Origin of the sequence: Paenibacillus sp. UNC451MF (assembly GCF_000686845.1) — a bacterium.
GTDB lineage: Bacteria > Bacillota > Bacilli > Paenibacillales > NBRC-103111 > Paenibacillus_S.
In genome coordinates this window covers 102,359-120,597 of sequence record NZ_JMLS01000008.1, presented here as the reverse complement: position 1 = coordinate 120,597, position 18,239 = coordinate 102,359, and the positions used below count along the sequence as shown (strand labels likewise).

Sequence of the window (18,239 nt, the reverse complement as noted above, 5' to 3'; positions counted from 1 at the left end):
CCTGCAAGGGCGGTTTTTTCTTGGTTCCAGGAAAGCTTGCCGTAAGCCGGGTTCTGTACTTCCAGTGGTCATAACGGGTACCACCCTCCCACCGTTGAAGCGACAATCATCTATCTAGGCCAAACATTGCTGCTCAGCTCAAGCGACCAACCCGAACGCGTCCCGGGCAAGGACTGTCTTCGAAAAGACGTGCGTTCCTCTAGGTCTTGCTCCAAATGGGGTTTACCAGGACATATGTCACCATATCTCCTCGTGGTCTCTTACACCACGGTTCCACCCTTACCTGTGCGAAAGGACAAGCCTCTCGCCATCGGCGGTCCATTTCTGTGGCACTAGCCTTCAGCTCGCGCTGACTGGACGTTATCCAGCATCCTGCCCTATGGAGCCCGGACTTTCCTCTCGTGATTTCTCACCAGCGATTGTCTGTCAAGCTTTCCTGATGTGCATTTGCTAGTATACAGCGATTTCGAATAAAAAACAACCATTCCCTTGTTTCCAATTGAACCAATTCAATACGATTCATTGAAATCGTGATGTTTTAGAAGCAATGAAAGCCGTTCGTTCTGCTTCATGCTCTTAAACAAACTGGAATGGCTCTGTATTGATTACCGACGCAAATACTTGTGTATCCGACTTCTTATCCTGCAGCTTTTTTTGCAAATAACCAGTTACGCTCTGCTTCATAATTTTCTCCACATTATGTCCCGGATCAATTAGGGCAAGACCTGCAGCCAAGGCATCATGTGCCGTATGGTAGTCAATATCTCCAGTAATCAAGACGTCTGCCCCAGCGAACAACGCATGACGTACATAACGGCTTCCTGATCCTCCGAGTACAGCAATTTTGCGAACTGAACGATTAGGATCTCCGACCAGACGTACCGTAGGAACCTCATACGCTTGCTTTACCTGCTCACAGAGCTGCTGCAGCGTAATGGAGTCATCCAGCTTCCCTACGCGGCCTAAACCAAAGGTACGGCCTTTTAAATCCAAATGGTACAAATCATAAGCGACTTCCTCGTAAGGATGTGCTTTAAGCATTGCTTGTATCGCTTTGCGCTCAATACTTTGAGGAATAATGGTTTCCAATCTTACTTCACGGACTTCCTCAAGCTTACCCTGCTTGCCGATAAAAGGATCACTACCCTCTTCAGGCACAAAAGTCCCTGTTCCAGCAATATTAAAGCTGCAATGACTGTAGTGCCCGATCCAACCCGCACCTGCTTGAAACAGCGCTTGCCGAACCTTATCCAGATGATCCTCAGGGATAAACACAACGAGCTTCTTAAGCTTATCCGTATGAATATCCTCAAGCGGCGACAGGCCGTTTAAGCCAAGCGCATCAGCCATCAAATCGTTAACTCCGCCTTCAGCTACGTCCAAATTCGTATGCGCGATATACACCGCGATATCATTCTTAATAAGCTTTTCATACAGTCTTCCTGCAGGAGAATCCGTTTGCAGATGAGCCAGCGGTCTGAAAATGATCGCATGATGAGCAATAATTAAATTAGCTTTCAAACGGATTGCCTCGTCGACAACCTCATCCGTAACATCAAGGGCGACGAGTACGTTAGTTATTTCTTTATTCAAAGTGCCCAATTGCAGCCCTATTTTATCGTCCGGTACGGCATAGTGCTTCGGCGCCAGTTCCTCCATCATTTGGATGATGTTTTGTCCTTTTGCAAACATGCCATAACCTCCTTGATACGTTTCATTTCTTGTTCAAGCTCTTGCTCCTTTGTTCGTGACTCCGGTGAATCCGACAAGGCCAGCTGACGCCGAATCATATCCAGCTTGCTTAACTCGAATTCCCACTTTTGGAACCATACATTTGAAGGATTTTGCATCAAATAAGGGCCCATCTTCAGAAGAAGCTCTCTATCGGCAGTAAGCTCCCCATCAAGAATCCGAGGTTGGTATAATGCCTCATTATCTATAGCTGCTTCTTCGGAAAAGACAGCGACAAGTATTTCGTATATTTTACCGTCTTCCTCGAGAATAAATTCTTCCGTCAAAAGCCACCCATTTTCTAATAACCAGCTTCTTACGTTATATTCCCCTACATTAGGTTGTAATACGAGCCGCTTTATGCCTGCAAGCTTTTCCGATCCATTCTCCAAAATGCTTGCAATCAGCGCACCACCCATGCCAGCTATCGTAATAACTTCTACTTCGCCAGCAGCAATAACCGCCAGACCGTCTCCCAGACGAACATCAACGATCTCCCCTAGCCTAGATTCGCGAATCTGCTTTGAAGCAGCCTGGAAAGGTCCCGGATTTACTTCTCCTGCGATTCCTTTTGTAATACGGCCTTGAAGCGCCAAAAAGCTCGGAAGAAGCGCATGATCGGAGCCGATATCCGCAATTGTACTCCCTGCAGGCACTTGTTTTGCTATCATTTCAAGTCGTTTTGACAATTTTAACATATTAGGCAACCCACTCAGTCCATTTTTTTCTAAATGCAAACAACAAGCTTGCTTCAAAAAATATTTTACCTACTAGCGCCAGCTGAACCACCTGGGCGCCATACTGCTCGGCATACAGCATACCATATAGTTCTGGCATAAACCAAACGATACAGCTGAGCATAAGGAAGACCGTACCGGTTTGCTTCGTTTTTTCATGAAGAATCCAACCCAGCCAACCGAATAAAACACTAAGCGGCACCCAGCTCAATTCCAATGTGACCCAATTAATGGAATCCAACTGGTAATGAAGCAGCCATCCATAACAAAACACGAGAACAATCCAGCCGCACAGCTGAAACAGGATAAAGCGTGATAGAAGCCCCGTCAGCAGCCACACCAAGCTGCACAAAACCACGAAGCCTACAACAAGAACAGGCTCGTGTATGTTGTATAGTCTGAACATATAAACCCCTATAAACAATAAAAAAAGTGAAGCCACGCCAAACAATATTTGGGCTCTCAGCGGCTCATGTAATCTTTGCAAACTTCCTAGAGCGTAACATACAAATAAAAAGAGCAAAGATACCCCAATTTGCATTGGTAAATTAAAAGCGGTAAAATTAAGAGCAGTTAAAGAAATAACGGCAATAAGGCCGAAGATGAGTACCCATATTTTCCAATTACTGTTTTTTATTGCTGCTGGAGTTATCCCTAGAAAAGACGTCTTACCTTGGCTCGCTCTATCTTCTAAATAAATGTTTAATAAGAAATCACAGTAATGTTCCGGCAGCAGCTTGCTCTTACGCCATTGCTCAATTTCGCGAATAATTATTTTTCGTTTGTCATCCATCAGATCTGGTTCACCTCTTCTCAGCGATATTTCTTCAACGGTTTCATGTTCATTTTATCGGTTGAGGTGAAACAAAAAATTAGACCTGACTGCAACGAGTGCAGAAAGGTCATAAGGTTCTAAGTACTATTCAAGAAAATCTTTCAGACGTTTGCTGCGGCTAGGATGTCTCAGCTTCCGCAGCGCCTTTGCTTCGATTTGACGAATCCGTTCACGAGTAACGCCGAACACTTTACCGACTTCCTCCAATGTACGGGTACGACCATCATCCAAACCGAAACGAAGCCGGAGAACATTCTCCTCACGCTCTGTTAACGTATCGAGTACATCCTCGAGCTGCTCCTTTAACAATTCGTAAGCTGCCGCGTCTGCAGGGGCCAAAGCCTCCTGATCCTCGATAAAATCACCCAGGTGCGAATCGTCTTCTTCCCCGATCGGTGTTTCCAACGATACAGGCTCCTGTGCAATTTTCATAATTTCACGAACTTTGTCCGTACTCAGATCCATTTCCTTAGCAATTTCCTCAGGCATAGGCTCACGTCCGAGCTCCTGAAGCAGTTGACGCGATACACGAATCAGTTTGTTGATCGTTTCGACCATATGCACTGGGATACGAATCGTTCTTGCTTGGTCTGCGATAGCGCGGGTAATGGCTTGACGAATCCACCATGTGGCGTACGTACTGAACTTAAAGCCTTTATCGTGGTCGAATTTCTCAACCGCTTTAATCAAGCCCATATTACCTTCTTGGATTAAGTCGAGGAACAGCATTCCTCGTCCAACATACCGTTTAGCGATGCTGACGACGAGACGCAGGTTTGCTTCCGCCAAGCGGCGTTTCGCTTCCTCATCTCCTAATTCGATACGTTTGGCCAGATCAACTTCATCCTCAGCTGACAACAAAGGAACTCTACCGATTTCCTTCAAATACATACGTACCGGATCGTTAATTTTGATGCCCGGTGGCAAAGACAAATCATCATCAAAATTGAAATCGTCGTGTTCTTGACCCGGACCATGCTCATTATCTTCATCCGATTCGTTCCCTACATCGATCCCCATCTCAGAAAGCTGCTCGAAAAACTCATCAATTTGCTCAGGATCCTGATCAAAGGGAGCCAGCTTCTCCATAATATCTTTGTAGGTTAAAGAGGAACGCTTCTTGCCATGCTCAATCAGCTGCTCCTTGACTTGCTCTAACGTCAACTCAGTCTCTATCTCCGTATGTTGATCGTTCGCCATAATCCAACTCCCTCCTCCCTAGAAACATCTTCCGCTTGTGCGCTTAGGATAATTTCAATTGCTTTTCTAGGGATATAATCTCAATACCTATTTGTGCAGCCCGTATAATGTCCCCTGAACGTTCTGCGCGAATCATTTCTTCTCTTTTTCGCTTGATTAATTGCTGCTGCGGGTATTTTTTTATTTCTCGGATGTAGTCATCGATGACTTGATCATTGACCCCGTGAGAATTGCCCATCATCGCTATAGAACTGGCCAGACTCTCCAGCTCCGCTTCTTGAAGCATAGCTATAAAGCTGCTTGCATTCGGTTCATACCCTTGTGCAAAATAAGCGTACAAATAAGCAGCCAGCGCCGCGTGAGCATCTACGTTAAATTGGTCTCCTAGCTCCCGCTCTACGTAATGCGTCACTTCCCGATCGTACATCATGATAGCCAAGAGCTGACGCTCCGCATTATGATAAGCAAGATATAATGAGGGATTTTGCTGCCGAGGTGTTCCGTCATTCATAACATTATTCCACGGTTTATCTTTATTATCCCCGAACTTGTTGTTTTTTTCCGTTTGGAGTCGAATTTCGTTCAAGGTTTGTAACGCCGATTCGTAGGAATAATTGAATTCGGTTGACAGCTCCCTTACATAATGCTCTCTTTCGATAGGTGAAGGAATGTCAGCAATGATTTTGAGTGCTTGCTGAATATAGCGAAGCTTTTCTCCATCCTCCTGCAGTTTGAAATTTTTGCGAAAATAAAGAAGTTTATATTTGATCGACGGTACGGCAGCTTCAATCACTTCCCGTACAAATCGTTCAGAACCGTTACTCGTAATGTATTCGTCCGGATCCTGCCCGTTCGGGATTATCGCCACCTTAACGAGCAAGCCTGCCTTCTCCAAGATCGGAATGCTCTTATAGGCTGCAGCCTGACCGGCTGAATCGCCGTCGTATGCGACTATGACTTGATCCGCTTGTTTGCGAATCATTTCCGCATGTTCTCCGGTCAATGCGGTTCCCATAGTGGCAACTCCGTTGACCACACCGGCTTCCCAAGCCTTAATGACATCCATATAGCCTTCGAATAAAACCAACTGCTGGTGCTTTCGAATGTTAGGCCTTGCCAGATGCATATTATAGAGGCTTCGGCTTTTGTAAAATAACATCGATTCCGGACTGTTCAAATATTTGGGCTGTACATCACCCATAGCTCTTCCTGCAAAAGCGATGACTTGCCCTTTCCAATCATGGATCGGAAATATGATACGGTCACGGAACTTATCAAAATATCCTTGACTGTCCTGCCTTGCCGAAATTAGCCCTCCCTTTTCCATTAAAGGTAAAGAGAATTGCCGCCTCTCCAGCAGCTGTGTCAGCGTATCCCACTGAGTGGGAGCGTAGCCGATTCCGAACGTTTCTATTTGCTTATCGTTCAGACCCCGCGATCTTAAATATTGCATAGCCTGCTTGCCCTGCTCGGTATTCTTCAAAATATACTGATACAATTTCCCGGCAAGCTCGTAGGCTTCTAGCAGCTTCGTTTTTTCCGGGTTTTGCTGGGGGCGTTGATCTGCCTGTGCATCTATGCCGATATCCAGATTGGCTTCCTTAGCCATTTGGTTGATCGCTTCTGCAAAGGAGTATCCTTCCATTGCCATCAAAAACTGAATGACACCGCCTCCGGCTCCACAGCCGAAGCAATGATAAATTTGCTTTTCAGGTGTAACGGTAAAAGATGGCGTTTTCTCCGAATGAAACGGACAAAGCCCTTTCATATAGTGCCCTTGCTTGCTTAAATGCACATAACGGCCAACGACATCCACAATATCATGATGCTTGAGGACTGATTCGATGATTTCTTCCGGAATGCGTCCGTTACTCATCCTATCCACCTTCAATCAAATTAACACGTAATACTATTCGCTACGGTTATCGAATCTCCTGCAAACTCTGCAAAACTTTTGTCAAAGAATGTAGAAAAAAATATCGATCCTCGTCAGTAAACGGTTTCGGTCCCTTGGAATGCTTGCCTCCCCGCCGTTGTTTCGCCTGCTCATGCCTGCGATCCAATAAAAAATCAATCGTCCGGTCGTTGTATTGTTTGCCGCGATTCGATAACGCTAATGCCTTTTTACCCAAAGCAATAGCAGCTAAACCAAAGTCCTGCGTAATCAGAATATCGCCGGGAACTATTCGGTTCGCAATATACAAATCAACGGATTGATCCGAGCGATCGACTTGAACGATCTGCACTCCCTCCATAGGAGCAAGGCGATGATCGAATGACGCGACCATCATGACTTCAACGTTAAATTGTGAGGCAGCTTTGACGATTTCCGACTTAACCGGACAAGCATCGGCATCTACAATAATTTTAAATGACATAGTCAAGTCCCACCGAATTCCTACTGTAGTACCACCGTAATATTATATACGATGAAGAAATAAAAAATCCTGCACGTTTTCGCGAAAAAAAGACTAACGCCCTTGAAACCATTCGATGATCAAGCTCGCGGTTTCTTCCACTGCTTTATTGGAAACGTCGATCACAGTACAATCGAGCCGTTTCATAATATTATTCGCGTATTCCAGTTCCTTATTAATTCTTTCCACATTAGCATAGGTAGCGTTCTGTGGCAGCCCTAGCATTTTCAACCGCTCAGAGCGAATCACGTTTAGCTTCTCCGGATCAATACGCAAGCCGACAATTTTTTTCTTTGAGACGGTGAACAGCTGCTCTGGAGGTTGGATCTCTGGTACTAAAGGAACGTTGGCTACTTTGAATTTTTTATGCGCAAGATACATGGACAGAGGTGTTTTTGAAGTCCTTGACACACCAACCAACACAATATCCGCTTGAAGTACGCCACTGAAATCTCTTCCGTCATCGTATTTCACAGCAAATTCTACCGCTTCGACTTTCTTAAAGTAATCTTCATCCAACGGATGAATCATACCAGGTTGATGCCGGGATTCCTGCTGAAGCTTCTTCTCGAGCGAGCCGATGATCGGTCCAAGCAAATCAATATAAGCTAGCTGGTATCGAATCGCCTGCTCAACCAAATAATCACGTAATTCAGGAATAACTAGAGTAAATACAATAATTCCATCTCTTTGCTTCGCGGTTTGAACCAGCTTATCGATTCCCGCCCTGTTCTCCAAAAAAGGCACGATGCGCATATCTACCTGCTGGGGGTAGAATTGCACCATAACCGCTCGAACTACCGCTTCCCCTGTCTCTCCCGCGGAGTCTGAAGCTACATAGATAATAGGATTGGTTTGTTCCGCCACTGCTGCACCCGCTTTCTTTAGACAAGCTACTTATAATACGTATGTAGTTGGATAAATGTTTCATTGCATGTTATACCGAGTCAGCAGCTACGAATGAAGCTAAGCCAATAACCCCTTTCAACAAAAAATTCCCGCCGCTAAGCCTATAATGAACTTAAGCAGGACGAGAAGTCGCCTTTAATGTTAATATATTATATTATCAAACGCGAATAAAAATGTCAAAGCTCTATACTCCGTATTTATCCATTTGCTCTAAGAAATTTCGTGATTTTAAGTTGAGTCCGATATGTGTATCGTAATAAGCTCTCATAAGCTGCTTTAGCGCTTCCTTTGTTTGAGGCTTTACATCGATTTCACCCAACCGTCGAATATCCATTCGTGAGAATAACCGGATCAGCTTCCATGTCCCTGGACTCATCAGCACCGCCTGCGGATCTTTGCTTCTGCAGCGCCCGCATAATATGCCACCAAGCCCTGGGCTGAAGCGCATCTCTCCCTCTGTAGCTCTGCACGATACACAAGCATCCAGCTCAGGCTGGTAACCCGCTTGCATCCAAATCTTCATTTCATATATGAACCCGATGATTTGCATATCCTTGTCTGCTTCAATTCCTGCCAATGCCGCTTTAAGCTGTTCAAACAAAAAAGCGTTAGCCTCCTGATCAGCCATCATCCGATCAGTGAGCTCCGCCATGTAGGAGGCATAAGCCGCTTTATGTAAGTCCTCCCGGATTCGATGATGGGAATCCAGGATTTCTGCATGATTCAAAGTTCCTAGTTGTCCTGATCTAAAGAACAGATAATCACCGTTTGTGAAAAGTTGGGCGACGGAGGCATAGCGGCTTTTTACTTTTTTGGCGCCTCTCACGATGACAGCCACTTTGCCCATTTCACGCGAGAATAAGGTAATGATTTTGTTACCTTCCCCATAATCCATACTGCGAATAACAATCCCTTGCACCCTGTACTGCATCGTCCGTCCTTCCCCCAAACCCACGTTACACAGCTACTGAATCCCGTCCGACGCTTCAGTACCCGGATCCTCTTCCGAATTGTCCTCGGTGGTGTGTAACTCATTGTCCATCTCTTTGTAAAGCAGATAAGCATCTACATCACCAGTCATTGAAAAATACTTCCACGAAAAATCTCTCATGTGTATCAATCCCCTCTCCTAAGAGCTTTCCAAGGAACCCTTGACTTTGTAAACAAAGACTTTAGGTAGGACAGTACTTGTCGACAAGATTAGGATGATACGAAATGACTGGAAGTATCCCAAGTAATAACTGGCATACGGAGCTTACTCGTTACGGAAGCCTAAATCGCGCAGAACCCGCTCCTGATTGCGCCAATCCTTCTTCACTTTTACCCACAGCTCAAGAAAGGTTTTGGAGCCGAGCAGAGCTTCAATATCCTGACGAGCCTTTTGCCCTACTTCTTTTAATAATGCGCCTTTTTTTCCGATAATAATGCCTTTTTGCGAGTCTCTTTCCACATAAATAACAGCGGAAATATGAACAAGCCCGTTCGCTTCTACTTTCATATCCTCAATAGCCACCGCAATAGAGTGAGGAATTTCTTCCCGGGTCAAATGCAAAATTTTCTCTCGAATCAGCTCCGCACATACGAACTGCTCCGGATGATCGGTGACTTGATCGGCAGGATAATACTGCGGTCCTTCCGGTAAATATTTAGTAACCTGCTCCAACAAAGTGTTGACGTTATTGCCCTTAATAGCTGAAATTGGCACGATCTCGGCAAAATCATAAAGATCCTTATATGCCGTAATAACCGGAAGGAGCTGCTCAGGCTGAACCTGATCGATTTTATTCATGACAAGAATGACCGGTGTTTTGATTCTTTTTAAGTTTTCAATGATGAAGCGGTCTCCTCCACCAAGCCCCTCAACTACATCTATAAGGAAAAGAACAGCGTCGACTTCACTTAAAGAGCTTTCTGCAATTTTCATCATATAATCACCCAGCTTGGATTGAGGCTTGTGAATCCCCGGCGTATCCAAAAACACAATTTGGGAATCATTGGTCGTATATACACCATGAATTTTATTTCTCGTGGTTTGTGGCTTGTCCGACATAATGGCAATCTTTTGACCGATCACTTGGTTCATCAAGGTGGATTTCCCCACATTTGGACGGCCGATTATAGCGACAAAGCCAGATTTAAACGCTTTTTTATTGGATGTTGATGTCATTCGATTATGTTCCTCCATTAAGATCTTTCATAGTAAAGGCTCCCGGCAGCAATTCAGCAACGGTCGTTTCTTCCATATCTCCGCGCAGATTAGCCATATATACAGGCATATCGGGAGGGCATAGTTCAATTAAAACTTGGCGGCATACACCGCAGGGTGTTATGGGGCTCAGCGTATCTCCTATGACAGCTATAGCTTGAAAGGATCGAGGTGCCTCCCCGTCGGCAATAGCACGAAATAGCGCTGTTCTTTCTGCGCAGTTCGTTGGGCCGTAAGCCGCATTCTCAACATTGCAGCCCAAATGCACCTTTCCGTTCTGGTCAAGAAGTGCACTTCCAACCTGAAATTTTGAATAGGGCACATACGCTTTTTCCATTGCTTGCTTCGCTAAAGCGACCAACGCCTGTCGATCCATCATATCATCCCCTTGAATTAAAGTGAATTATAGATTCATCAAATAGTAAGCAAGCACAGAAACAAAACTGCCGATAAGAGCTCCAAGCATAAGGGAGGCAAAGCCCCGTCCTCGTTTATCATATAATACCATCATTACCACAATAGCCAACAAATACGCCAGCAGCGCTATTAAAGTGACCGTCACATAGCATGTAATAAAGGTCGCTATGGCAAAGGCGACAGCCGACAGCAGGCTTGGCTGGATTCTGCTCCCTTTACTCGAAAATCGCGTCTCTACAACGATTACCGTTAGCATAACCAGGCAAAGCAAGATCCAGATCCAACCTGCCGATAACGTGTGCCCCTGAGTACTCTTGACGTCGCGGAACATGTGATCTATCGGTTCATAGAAGACTACCATCCCGACGATAGCGGCAAAAGCCGCAGACACCAGTACGGAGGCTGCGGCCACATCCTTGGCTATTTTGGCCAGTGGATGACGGTCTGGCATGGCAAGATCGACCGTTTTTTCAACTGCTGTATTAATAAGCTCCGTAACAATCATTAAAGTCACGGCCAGCAAAATAAATAAGATTTCAAGCTTATGTAGATGGAAAAACAAGGCCATTAACAGAACTACAAAAGCGGCGAAAAAATGAAACTTCATATTGCGTTGCGTAGAAAGGGCGTATTTCACCCCTTCATACGCAAATCGAAAGCTTCTGTGCCACTTCACCTTCGGTCTCAACGGACAAGACCCGCCTGCTGTAATATATTCTCTTGCTTTCCAAACATCACTTTCTCTTCTTCTTCACTTTGATGATCATAGCCAATTAGATGAAGAAATCCATGAACGAATAGAAAGCCAAGCTCCCGTTCAACGGAATGTCCATAATCCTCGCTTTGAGCAATGGCTCTAGGCACGGAGATGATAATATCGCCGAGAGGCTCCTCGAACGACTCCTCATCCTCTTCCGAATCAGCTTCTTCGTCATCATCCATCCGTCTAACATCGTCAAGATCGCTCTCAGAGCCCAAGTCTTCCTCATCATAAATAATCTCGATCTCATCCTCGCCCATCTCCTGCATGGCGAAAGACAACACATCCGTTGGTTTATCGAGATTGCGATATTCTTTGTTCAACCGTTGAATTTCTGCATCATCAACAAACGTAAGAGCAACCTCACCATCGGTTACGCTCTCGGATTTACCGGCAAGCTCCAGAAGCTGACTAAGCTTCTGAATGAGCTCCTCGGAGATATCGTATTCATTTTGTTCGTTGTTCCATTCCAATCGCAGACTCATATGTCTAGCTCCTTTTCGCTTGCTTAGGCTCTCCATTCTGATTCTGCCCCGGAAGGTCATTCGGGTATTCAATCCTGGAATGAAAAATGCCTAAAAGCGTTTCATTCAATGTTTTGGCGACTTGATCCAGTTCTTTAATCGTAAGATCGCATTCGTTGAACTGTCCGTCATCCAGGCGGTTCTTTATAATTTTGCGGACCATAGAATCGATCTGCTCAAGGGTCGGGCTTCTCAGGGAACGAACCGCTGCTTCCAAGGAATCGGCAATCCCTACGATCGCAGCTTCTTTGGATTGTGCGTTCGGTCCAGGATAGCGGAAATCCGCTTCTTCTACAGGCTTGGTATCGTTCTCCGATTCCGCAATTTTTTTGGCCTTATGATAAAAATATTGCAGCAGTGTTGTTCCGTGATGCTGCTCAGCAATATCCCGGATAGGCTTAGGGATGTTGTGCTCCTTCAGCATCTCCACCCCGTCGCGGGCATGTGCCACAATGATGGATTTACTGAGTGCCGGATCCATTTTATCATGAGGATTTTCCATATGATTCTGATTCTCGATAAAATAATTCGGGCGCTTCGTTTTCCCAATATCGTGATAATAGGCTCCGACTCTGCATAACAGACCGTCAGCGCCAATCGATACTGCAGCCGCTTCCGCCAGATTGCCGACCATAATGCTATGATGGTAAGTTCCCGGTGTTTCAGTAAGGAGCTTACGCAGCAAAGGATGGTTCGGATTGGACAGCTCCACCAGCTTGAGTGGAGACAGTATGCCAAAGGCAACCTCGAAGAACGGCAACAAGCCAATGACGAATACGGCAGTCAACAAGCCGCCTCCTATAACGAAGGAAAGTGCAAACAGCATGCTTCTCTTTGACTCGTGGTCGTCGATCAGGAGCAGCGAACCGACAAGCGCCAAGCCTAACAGCGAGACTATCATACCGGCTTTTAATATCGAAGACCTCTGACTCGCCCGTTGGATTGAGAAAATAGCAGCGAACGAAGCGGCAAACGTCAGCAGACCGTAACGAAAATCGAACGCTTGCAAATGATCCGTGTTAAATATGACACTAGCCATGACACTGAACACTACCGTCGCGACAAAGGCTAAATTCACATCCAATAAGATCGTAATCAGCATTGCCCCCAATGCGGTAGGAGCCAGAAACCCTATATAAGGGTAATCCAGATTTTGCACAAGGGAGAACAGCTTCATCCCTAATATGTTAATAAATAAAATTAGTACGAGCATTAGCAATTGGGCGTTATTACTGCTTACCGCTAAGGTACTTTGTTTAACGAACATGAAGATCACTAGGCCGAACATAACCACTAACAGCAGCAGCCCCAACTTAGGCCAATAGCTGGATTCGTCTTTCAACATCTCCAAGCCGCTGAGCCGCTGGTAAATTTCCTCGGTAATCGTAGCGCCTTTTTTTACGAGAACTTCATTTTTATTTATAAATGCCGATTTCACGTTATCACGAGCATGACCTTTTGCTTCATCGGTGCCTTTTTGATCAAAAAATTTATTCGGTGTCACTGCTGCCCTGACAAGCTCAAGCACCATTTCCCGTGAAGTGCTCTTGGTCAGTGTTGAAGTATTTACCAGTTCGGCCACTTTTGCCCTTGCGGTTTGCGCATCCATAATCTGATCGTTCATCAGCCGGGTAACAATATCTTTAGCAACCGGCTCCATAGCTAGCAAATCTTCCTTGGATACACGAGGCATCTTGTAATACGTTTCTTCCGGAATCCGGTATTGCTGCTCTCGGATTTTTTTGCGCATCTCCTGCAGCAGCACATCGTTGTATTGCCCGCTGTCCGTGTACGTCTTGATCTGTTTATCAACGTGATCGTCAATAAGATTCGGAATGACTGTTTTAAAAATATTCACCTTATCGCCAAGCGTAACTTCAGTATCGGCGTTAATTTGCTGCAGCTTCTCGAACATTGCTTCCATAAGAACTTCGTTCTTCAAAGCAACGATTCGGTACACTGGCTGTACCCGCTGGGCTGCATCCTCTTTGGCTTGTTCGGTTGCGACAGCGTTTTCGATAGCTCTAGGAGCTAAAATATCTTTTTCCGCCACTGAGCCAACACGGATGTCATACGTTTGCGGGATCAGCTTACTCATTAAGGCCATATAAAAAATGACAGTAAGCACTAAAAACAGAAGAAAGCGCACAAGGGCGCTGTATTTCCAGCCAGCAAGCTTATATTGAAACTTGCCTTGGATCGAAACCTGGTTCTTCATTTCGAAAGGTCATCCCTTTCACAGCTCTACCGTTATTCACTTTAAGAGAGCTATTTTTCTTTATCCTCTTGGTAAGCAACAATAATTTTTTGAACCAATGAGTGTCTGACAACATCCGCTTCGGAAAACTCGATAAATCCGATTTCTTCAATTTGCTTTAAAATGCGGTGCGCTTCCACTAAACCGGACGACTTTCCCCTCGGAAGATCAATCTGAGTAACATCACCTGTAATGACCATCTTTGAACCAAATCCAAGACGTGTCAAAAACATCTTCATCTGCTCGGGTGTCGTATTCTGAGCTTCGTCCAAAATAATAAAGGAATCGTCTAATGTTCTGCCGCGCATATAGGCGAGCGGAGCAATCTCTATAAGCCCTCTTTCCAAGGACTTGATCACCTGCTCAGGCCCTAAGACGTCATTAAGAGCATCATACAATGGTCGTAAGTAAGGGTCAACCTTTTCTTGTAAATCGCCCGGCAAAAAGCCCAAGCTCTCTCCAGCCTCCACCGCAGGCCGCGTCAGCACAATACGTTTGACCTTGCCTTCCTTAAGTGCCGAGACTGCCAATACGACAGCTAAGTACGTTTTCCCCGTACCTGCAGGTCCAATTCCGAACACAATATCTTTTTGCTTGATGGTGGACACGTACTGCTTTTGGCCAATCGTTTTTACCCGAATAGGCTTCCCTTTATGGGTAGTCGTGATATCTCCTTTGAACAGATCAAGCAATTGGTCGACTTTCATCTGCTTGGACAATTCCAGAGCATAATGAATATCGCGCTCATTCAAAGTGTAGTTATTCCGAACAAGCTCCAACAGCACTTCAAATAACTGCTGCAATGAATCCGTTTCAGCCGCGCTGCCTTGAATAACGATTTCTTCTTCACGAGACTGAATTCTGGCTTCGGTTTGCTGCTCGATCATCTGCAGAAACTTGTCCTGCGGTCCAAATAAAGCAAGCCCTTCCGCGGGATTTCTTAGTACTACTTTCACGATGCGTGCATTGTCAATCAACAGGCCTCTTCTCCTTCAAGCGAACGCGTTATGGAACGATAGGTTGCTCTTGAGTGATAGATTCTTCCACTTCCAAATGTACTTCCATATAAACTTTACCATTCTCCGTCTTTTCATGCAAAATTTTTTCATTGACGACCTTTGCATCTTTGCCGGCTGAAGCCAAAATTTCTTTCTTTGCCGCTTCCATTCCAAGCTTTTTCGCCTCTACCGGATCCATAGCCTTTTCCGCGATATTTACTTGCATAACCCGTTCATTCAGCCACCCGACGGGCAGAACGAATTTGCCAAGCTGCAGCGTTTTTCTATCCGGAATCGTCTCGAACTGCTCAAATCCCGTCTTTCCGTATCCTGTAAGCTGAAGAGCGCGGCTGCCTACGACAAGATAGGACCGCTCCTTCACTTCACCTGTATACACCTTGTACTGTTGAACTAACGGAACCTCTACTTTAGGCGTGTACCATACCAGGCCCTTGACTTCCCCAGATGCCACAACAGTCTGGTGGTTTACTTCGTCTCCTAAAATACCGGATATGAGGATGTCCCCTTTTTTGACATACGTATTTGCTTTTACCAAAGGTCTGCCTTTTTCCGCTAATATGTAACTAACCATTGCACTCTTGGAAGCAACCAGATGGCGAGGATTCAGCAGCGGCTGCTTCTCTGGAACCGTAGCCTCAACTATTTTTATTACGATATGGGTTCCATGCACCTCTACTCCCACCCATGCCGTTCCAGGTAACTCACCTTGCATCGCCCTAGACAATACGTCGGCATCCTTCAGCTTATATTTCCATTGAAGCTTGTATATCCCCTGATCCTTAGCCGCTTCAAGCACCTGCTGCGTGCTTATCAGCTCATTTCCTTCCACCCTCACTTGCCAGACTACTGAAGAGAGCATGTATAATCCAATAACAAATCCTATGATACCTATCGCAAAAATCTTTCTTTTTTCCAGTTTGTCCAACAAAAAAGGGACTCCATGCCTCATACGGACATGCACACGGCAGCCTGTCTCTTTCAAGAGCGGACGAAGCCGAAAAAAGTCTTTAATGACGATGTAAAGCTCCGCATGTGACTCGTCCACAATACGGATATCCCAAACGGACATCCGATTTTCCGTCAAGGCATTAATCAGCTTCTCGAGCCGTCCCCCCCTGACTTCAATCAGCACATAGCCTCGCAGCGATAAGAGAAATGATGATTTCACTGTCAGACACCTCTTTACGGGATAAATTTGACGTCTTCTATAACCCCTTCAATAAAAACTTCCTCAGATAAAATAGCTCGGATCACGAGCTGCTTGCCGCGAACCTCCAAGCTCCCTTTATTCAGAGCCAAACGCATCAGTTCGTTGGAGAAATGGAGTACACCACGATGATTTTCTATATAGAGCTGCATATTGCCAATGAGTGTCATACGGGGTAGATCCAGTACAACGTCTTGGGGAAGGTCCAGCAGCTTGGCGGTAATTTGATTGAATTTGCGAGACAGACTGCGCATACGATTCCCCCTCAAAGTTGGTTGGTTTTGCAAGATCCCTCGGCACACTATCCCTTACATGCAGCACAGGCTATTTACACCATATGCTGGAAACGGGCAAATTATGAAGGAAGCCGAGCTGCAAGTTATTGCAAAGCATACAAAAAAGCACCGGACCAACAAATGTTGGTTTCGGTGCTTGCATTATGGAGTATTTATTTACGAAAAGGCTTCTTGGCTCTCGGCGGGCCAAGAATTTCCGCCCAAATGACCCCTTGTGCCAATTGGTTAGTGGAAAGCTGCTTCCGCGACTGCTCAGAATCTGCCTGTTGCAACTGCTGACGGTTTGCTTTCACAGATGTTTTATTCCTGTTGCTCTCAAGTGGTGAGTCCTTCCAAACATCCTCTGTTTCCAGGTCTTGAAGGGCCATTTGAGCCCTCTGCGTCCGTTCTTGAGGCTTAGGCTTCGATTGAGTCTTAGGCTGTTCAGAACGGGTTATGACGTCCCTCGTTTGGGTCACCGTCTGTTTGATCGTCCTCCCCCAGCCGGAGCCGCTTCCACCCCCACCTGCAAAAGGAGGCATCCCTTGTTTTGGAGGGGCTTGCTTACCGGTTTCATTGGAGGATCTGGACTTAAGCATTTTCCCAACGTTGCTCAAAATGATAAAAATGATCACTAGAAAAACCCAGTTGTTAAGCAGAAGTTGTATAAGCTTCATTGTGCACGCTCCTTTGCCGGTTCATGCAGGAAGCATTATTCCTGATCTTCATGTTTACCGCCATCATTCATTTTCCCTAAGGAGGAACGCATTTGCGTATCGGCGTCTATATTTTTCAAATTCATGTATTCCATAACGCCTAACTTACCTCCGCGAAGCGCTTCAGCCATTGCCAAAGGGACTTGTGATTCGGATTCAACTACCTTGGCTTTCATTTCCACGACTTTCGCTTTCATCTCTTGCTCCTGAGCAACAGCCATTGCGCGACGTTCCTCCGCTTTAGCCTGGGCAATACGCTTGTCAGCCTCAGCCTGTTCCGTTTGCAGATGTGCACCGATATTTTTACCTACATCTACATCGGCAATATCAATGGATAAGATTTCGAAAGCAGTCCCTGCGTCAAGCCCTTTGCCCAGTACGGTTCTGGAGATCATATCCGGGTTCTCCAGTACATCCTTATGCGAATTCGAGGAACCTACGGTCGTAACAATCCCTTCCCCTACACGGGCGATAATCGTTTCTTCTCCTGCGCCCCCGACAAGTCGGTCGATGTTGGCACGTACCGTTACACGGGCAATAACCTTCACTTCGATACCGTCTTTAGCAACGGCGGAAACCGTTGGAGTTTCGATAACACGTGGATTAACGCTCATTTGAACCGCTTGAAGCACATCACGTCCAGCCAAATCGATAGCCGCTGCACGTTCAAACTCCAGATGAATATTTGCACGATGAGCAGCAATTAAGGCATTGACGACCCTGTCAACGTTACCGCCTGCCAGGAAGTGACTTTCCAACTGATTTATAGTGAGTTCAATTCCCGCTTTAGTCGCCTTAATCATTGGATTGACGATACGACTAGGAATAACGCGGCGTAACCGCATCGCAACGAGGGTAATAATTCCGATGCGAACTCCCGATGCTAACGCTGAAATCCACAGCATAATCGGAACAAAGCTTAAAAATACGGATAGCGCGATGATAATAATCGCAGCCAGAAGCAATACATAAACGATAGAATCCATGGTTGAACCTCCTAAAAGTTTTTTATGCAAGTAAAAACTGGCT

General features: G+C 45.6%; 19 protein-coding genes and 1 other RNA gene. All 20 read right to left on the bottom strand.

All coding sequences use genetic code 11. The annotated features are described in order from the left end of the window. Positions 1-27 precede the first annotated feature (27 nt). The 20 genes from rnpB to floA all read right to left on the bottom strand — a co-directional run bounded on the left by rnpB (position 28) and on the right by floA (position 18,196). Positions 28-435: RNase P RNA component class A (gene rnpB, locus BP97_RS38805), an RNA gene on the bottom strand. Between the two features lie 141 nt (positions 436-576). Next, positions 577-1,692 carry a Nif3-like dinuclear metal center hexameric protein gene (locus BP97_RS0111575; RefSeq protein ID WP_028549242.1) on the bottom strand — a complete coding sequence of 372 codons (1,116 nt, stop codon included), beginning with the start codon at positions 1,690-1,692 and terminating at the stop codon, positions 577-579. Then, positions 1,659-2,429 carry a tRNA (adenine(22)-N(1))-methyltransferase gene (locus BP97_RS0111570; protein WP_028549241.1) on the bottom strand — a complete coding sequence of 257 codons (771 nt, stop codon included), beginning with the start codon at positions 2,427-2,429 and terminating at the stop codon, positions 1,659-1,661. Before BP97_RS0111570 ends, BP97_RS0111575 begins: the two co-directional genes overlap by 34 nt. A gap of 1 nt (position 2,430) precedes the next feature. Further along, entirely contained in the window at positions 2,431-3,261 is an 831-nt protein-coding gene (locus BP97_RS0111565; protein ID WP_028549240.1) for a hypothetical protein, read from the bottom strand. A 126-nt stretch (positions 3,262-3,387) separates the two neighbouring features. Continuing rightward, on the bottom strand, positions 3,388-4,503 hold the full coding sequence (gene rpoD, locus BP97_RS0111560) for an RNA polymerase sigma factor RpoD (RefSeq protein WP_028549239.1): 1,116 nt from the start codon (positions 4,501-4,503) through the stop codon (positions 3,388-3,390). A gap of 43 nt (positions 4,504-4,546) precedes the next feature. Continuing rightward, the gene (gene dnaG, locus BP97_RS0111555; protein WP_028549238.1) at positions 4,547-6,379 is read right to left on the bottom strand and encodes a DNA primase; all 1,833 of its coding nucleotides are present in this window, start codon (positions 6,377-6,379) and stop codon (positions 4,547-4,549) included. 46 nt (positions 6,380-6,425) lie between these two features. Further along, entirely contained in the window at positions 6,426-6,881 is a 456-nt protein-coding gene (locus tag BP97_RS0111550) for a YaiI/YqxD family protein (RefSeq protein ID WP_028549237.1), read from the bottom strand. Between the two features lie 93 nt (positions 6,882-6,974). Continuing rightward, entirely contained in the window at positions 6,975-7,787 is an 813-nt protein-coding gene (locus tag BP97_RS0111545) for a pyruvate, water dikinase regulatory protein (RefSeq protein WP_028549236.1), read from the bottom strand. 226 nt (positions 7,788-8,013) lie between these two features. Next, positions 8,014-8,760, bottom strand: coding sequence for a DNA repair protein RecO (gene recO, locus BP97_RS0111540; protein WP_028549235.1), 747 nt, complete (start codon positions 8,758-8,760; stop codon positions 8,014-8,016). A 33-nt stretch (positions 8,761-8,793) separates the two neighbouring features. Further along, positions 8,794-8,940 carry a YqzL family protein gene (locus BP97_RS39640; protein ID WP_081824067.1) on the bottom strand — a complete coding sequence of 49 codons (147 nt, stop codon included), beginning with the start codon at positions 8,938-8,940 and terminating at the stop codon, positions 8,794-8,796. 144 nt (positions 8,941-9,084) lie between these two features. Beyond that, positions 9,085-9,996 carry a GTPase Era gene (gene era / locus BP97_RS0111530; protein WP_028549234.1) on the bottom strand — a complete coding sequence of 304 codons (912 nt, stop codon included), beginning with the start codon at positions 9,994-9,996 and terminating at the stop codon, positions 9,085-9,087. A 4-nt stretch (positions 9,997-10,000) separates the two neighbouring features. Continuing rightward, on the bottom strand, positions 10,001-10,411 hold the full coding sequence (cdd, locus tag BP97_RS0111525; RefSeq protein ID WP_028549233.1) for a cytidine deaminase: 411 nt from the start codon (positions 10,409-10,411) through the stop codon (positions 10,001-10,003). Positions 10,412-10,438: 27 nt separating this feature from the next. Next, positions 10,439-11,140: a diacylglycerol kinase family protein gene (locus BP97_RS0111520; RefSeq protein WP_028549232.1), complete on the bottom strand. Its 702-nt coding sequence runs from the start codon at positions 11,138-11,140 to the stop codon at positions 10,439-10,441. Continuing rightward, positions 11,137-11,697 (bottom strand): rRNA maturation RNase YbeY, encoded by a 561-nt coding sequence (gene ybeY, locus BP97_RS0111515; RefSeq protein ID WP_028549231.1) that lies wholly within the window; start codon positions 11,695-11,697, stop codon positions 11,137-11,139. Before ybeY ends, BP97_RS0111520 begins: the two co-directional genes overlap by 4 nt. 4 nt (positions 11,698-11,701) lie before the next feature. Further along, positions 11,702-13,954, bottom strand: coding sequence for an HD family phosphohydrolase (locus BP97_RS0111510; RefSeq protein ID WP_028549230.1), 2,253 nt, complete (start codon positions 13,952-13,954; stop codon positions 11,702-11,704). Positions 13,955-14,004: 50 nt separating this feature from the next. After that, the gene (locus BP97_RS0111505; RefSeq protein ID WP_442952362.1) at positions 14,005-14,967 is read right to left on the bottom strand and encodes a PhoH family protein; all 963 of its coding nucleotides are present in this window, start codon (positions 14,965-14,967) and stop codon (positions 14,005-14,007) included. A 31-nt stretch (positions 14,968-14,998) separates the two neighbouring features. Then, the gene (gene yqfD, locus BP97_RS0111500) at positions 14,999-16,180 is read right to left on the bottom strand and encodes a sporulation protein YqfD (protein WP_028549228.1); all 1,182 of its coding nucleotides are present in this window, start codon (positions 16,178-16,180) and stop codon (positions 14,999-15,001) included. A 14-nt stretch (positions 16,181-16,194) separates the two neighbouring features. Further along, entirely contained in the window at positions 16,195-16,473 is a 279-nt protein-coding gene (yqfC, locus tag BP97_RS0111495) for a sporulation protein YqfC (RefSeq protein WP_028549227.1), read from the bottom strand. 194 nt (positions 16,474-16,667) lie between these two features. Then, positions 16,668-17,171, bottom strand: a complete 504-nt coding sequence (locus tag BP97_RS0111490) for a hypothetical protein (protein ID WP_028549226.1) — start codon at positions 17,169-17,171, stop codon at positions 16,668-16,670. Between the two features lie 35 nt (positions 17,172-17,206). Beyond that, entirely contained in the window at positions 17,207-18,196 is a 990-nt protein-coding gene (floA, locus tag BP97_RS0111485) for a flotillin-like protein FloA (protein WP_028549225.1), read from the bottom strand. Positions 18,197-18,239: the final 43 nt, after the last annotated feature.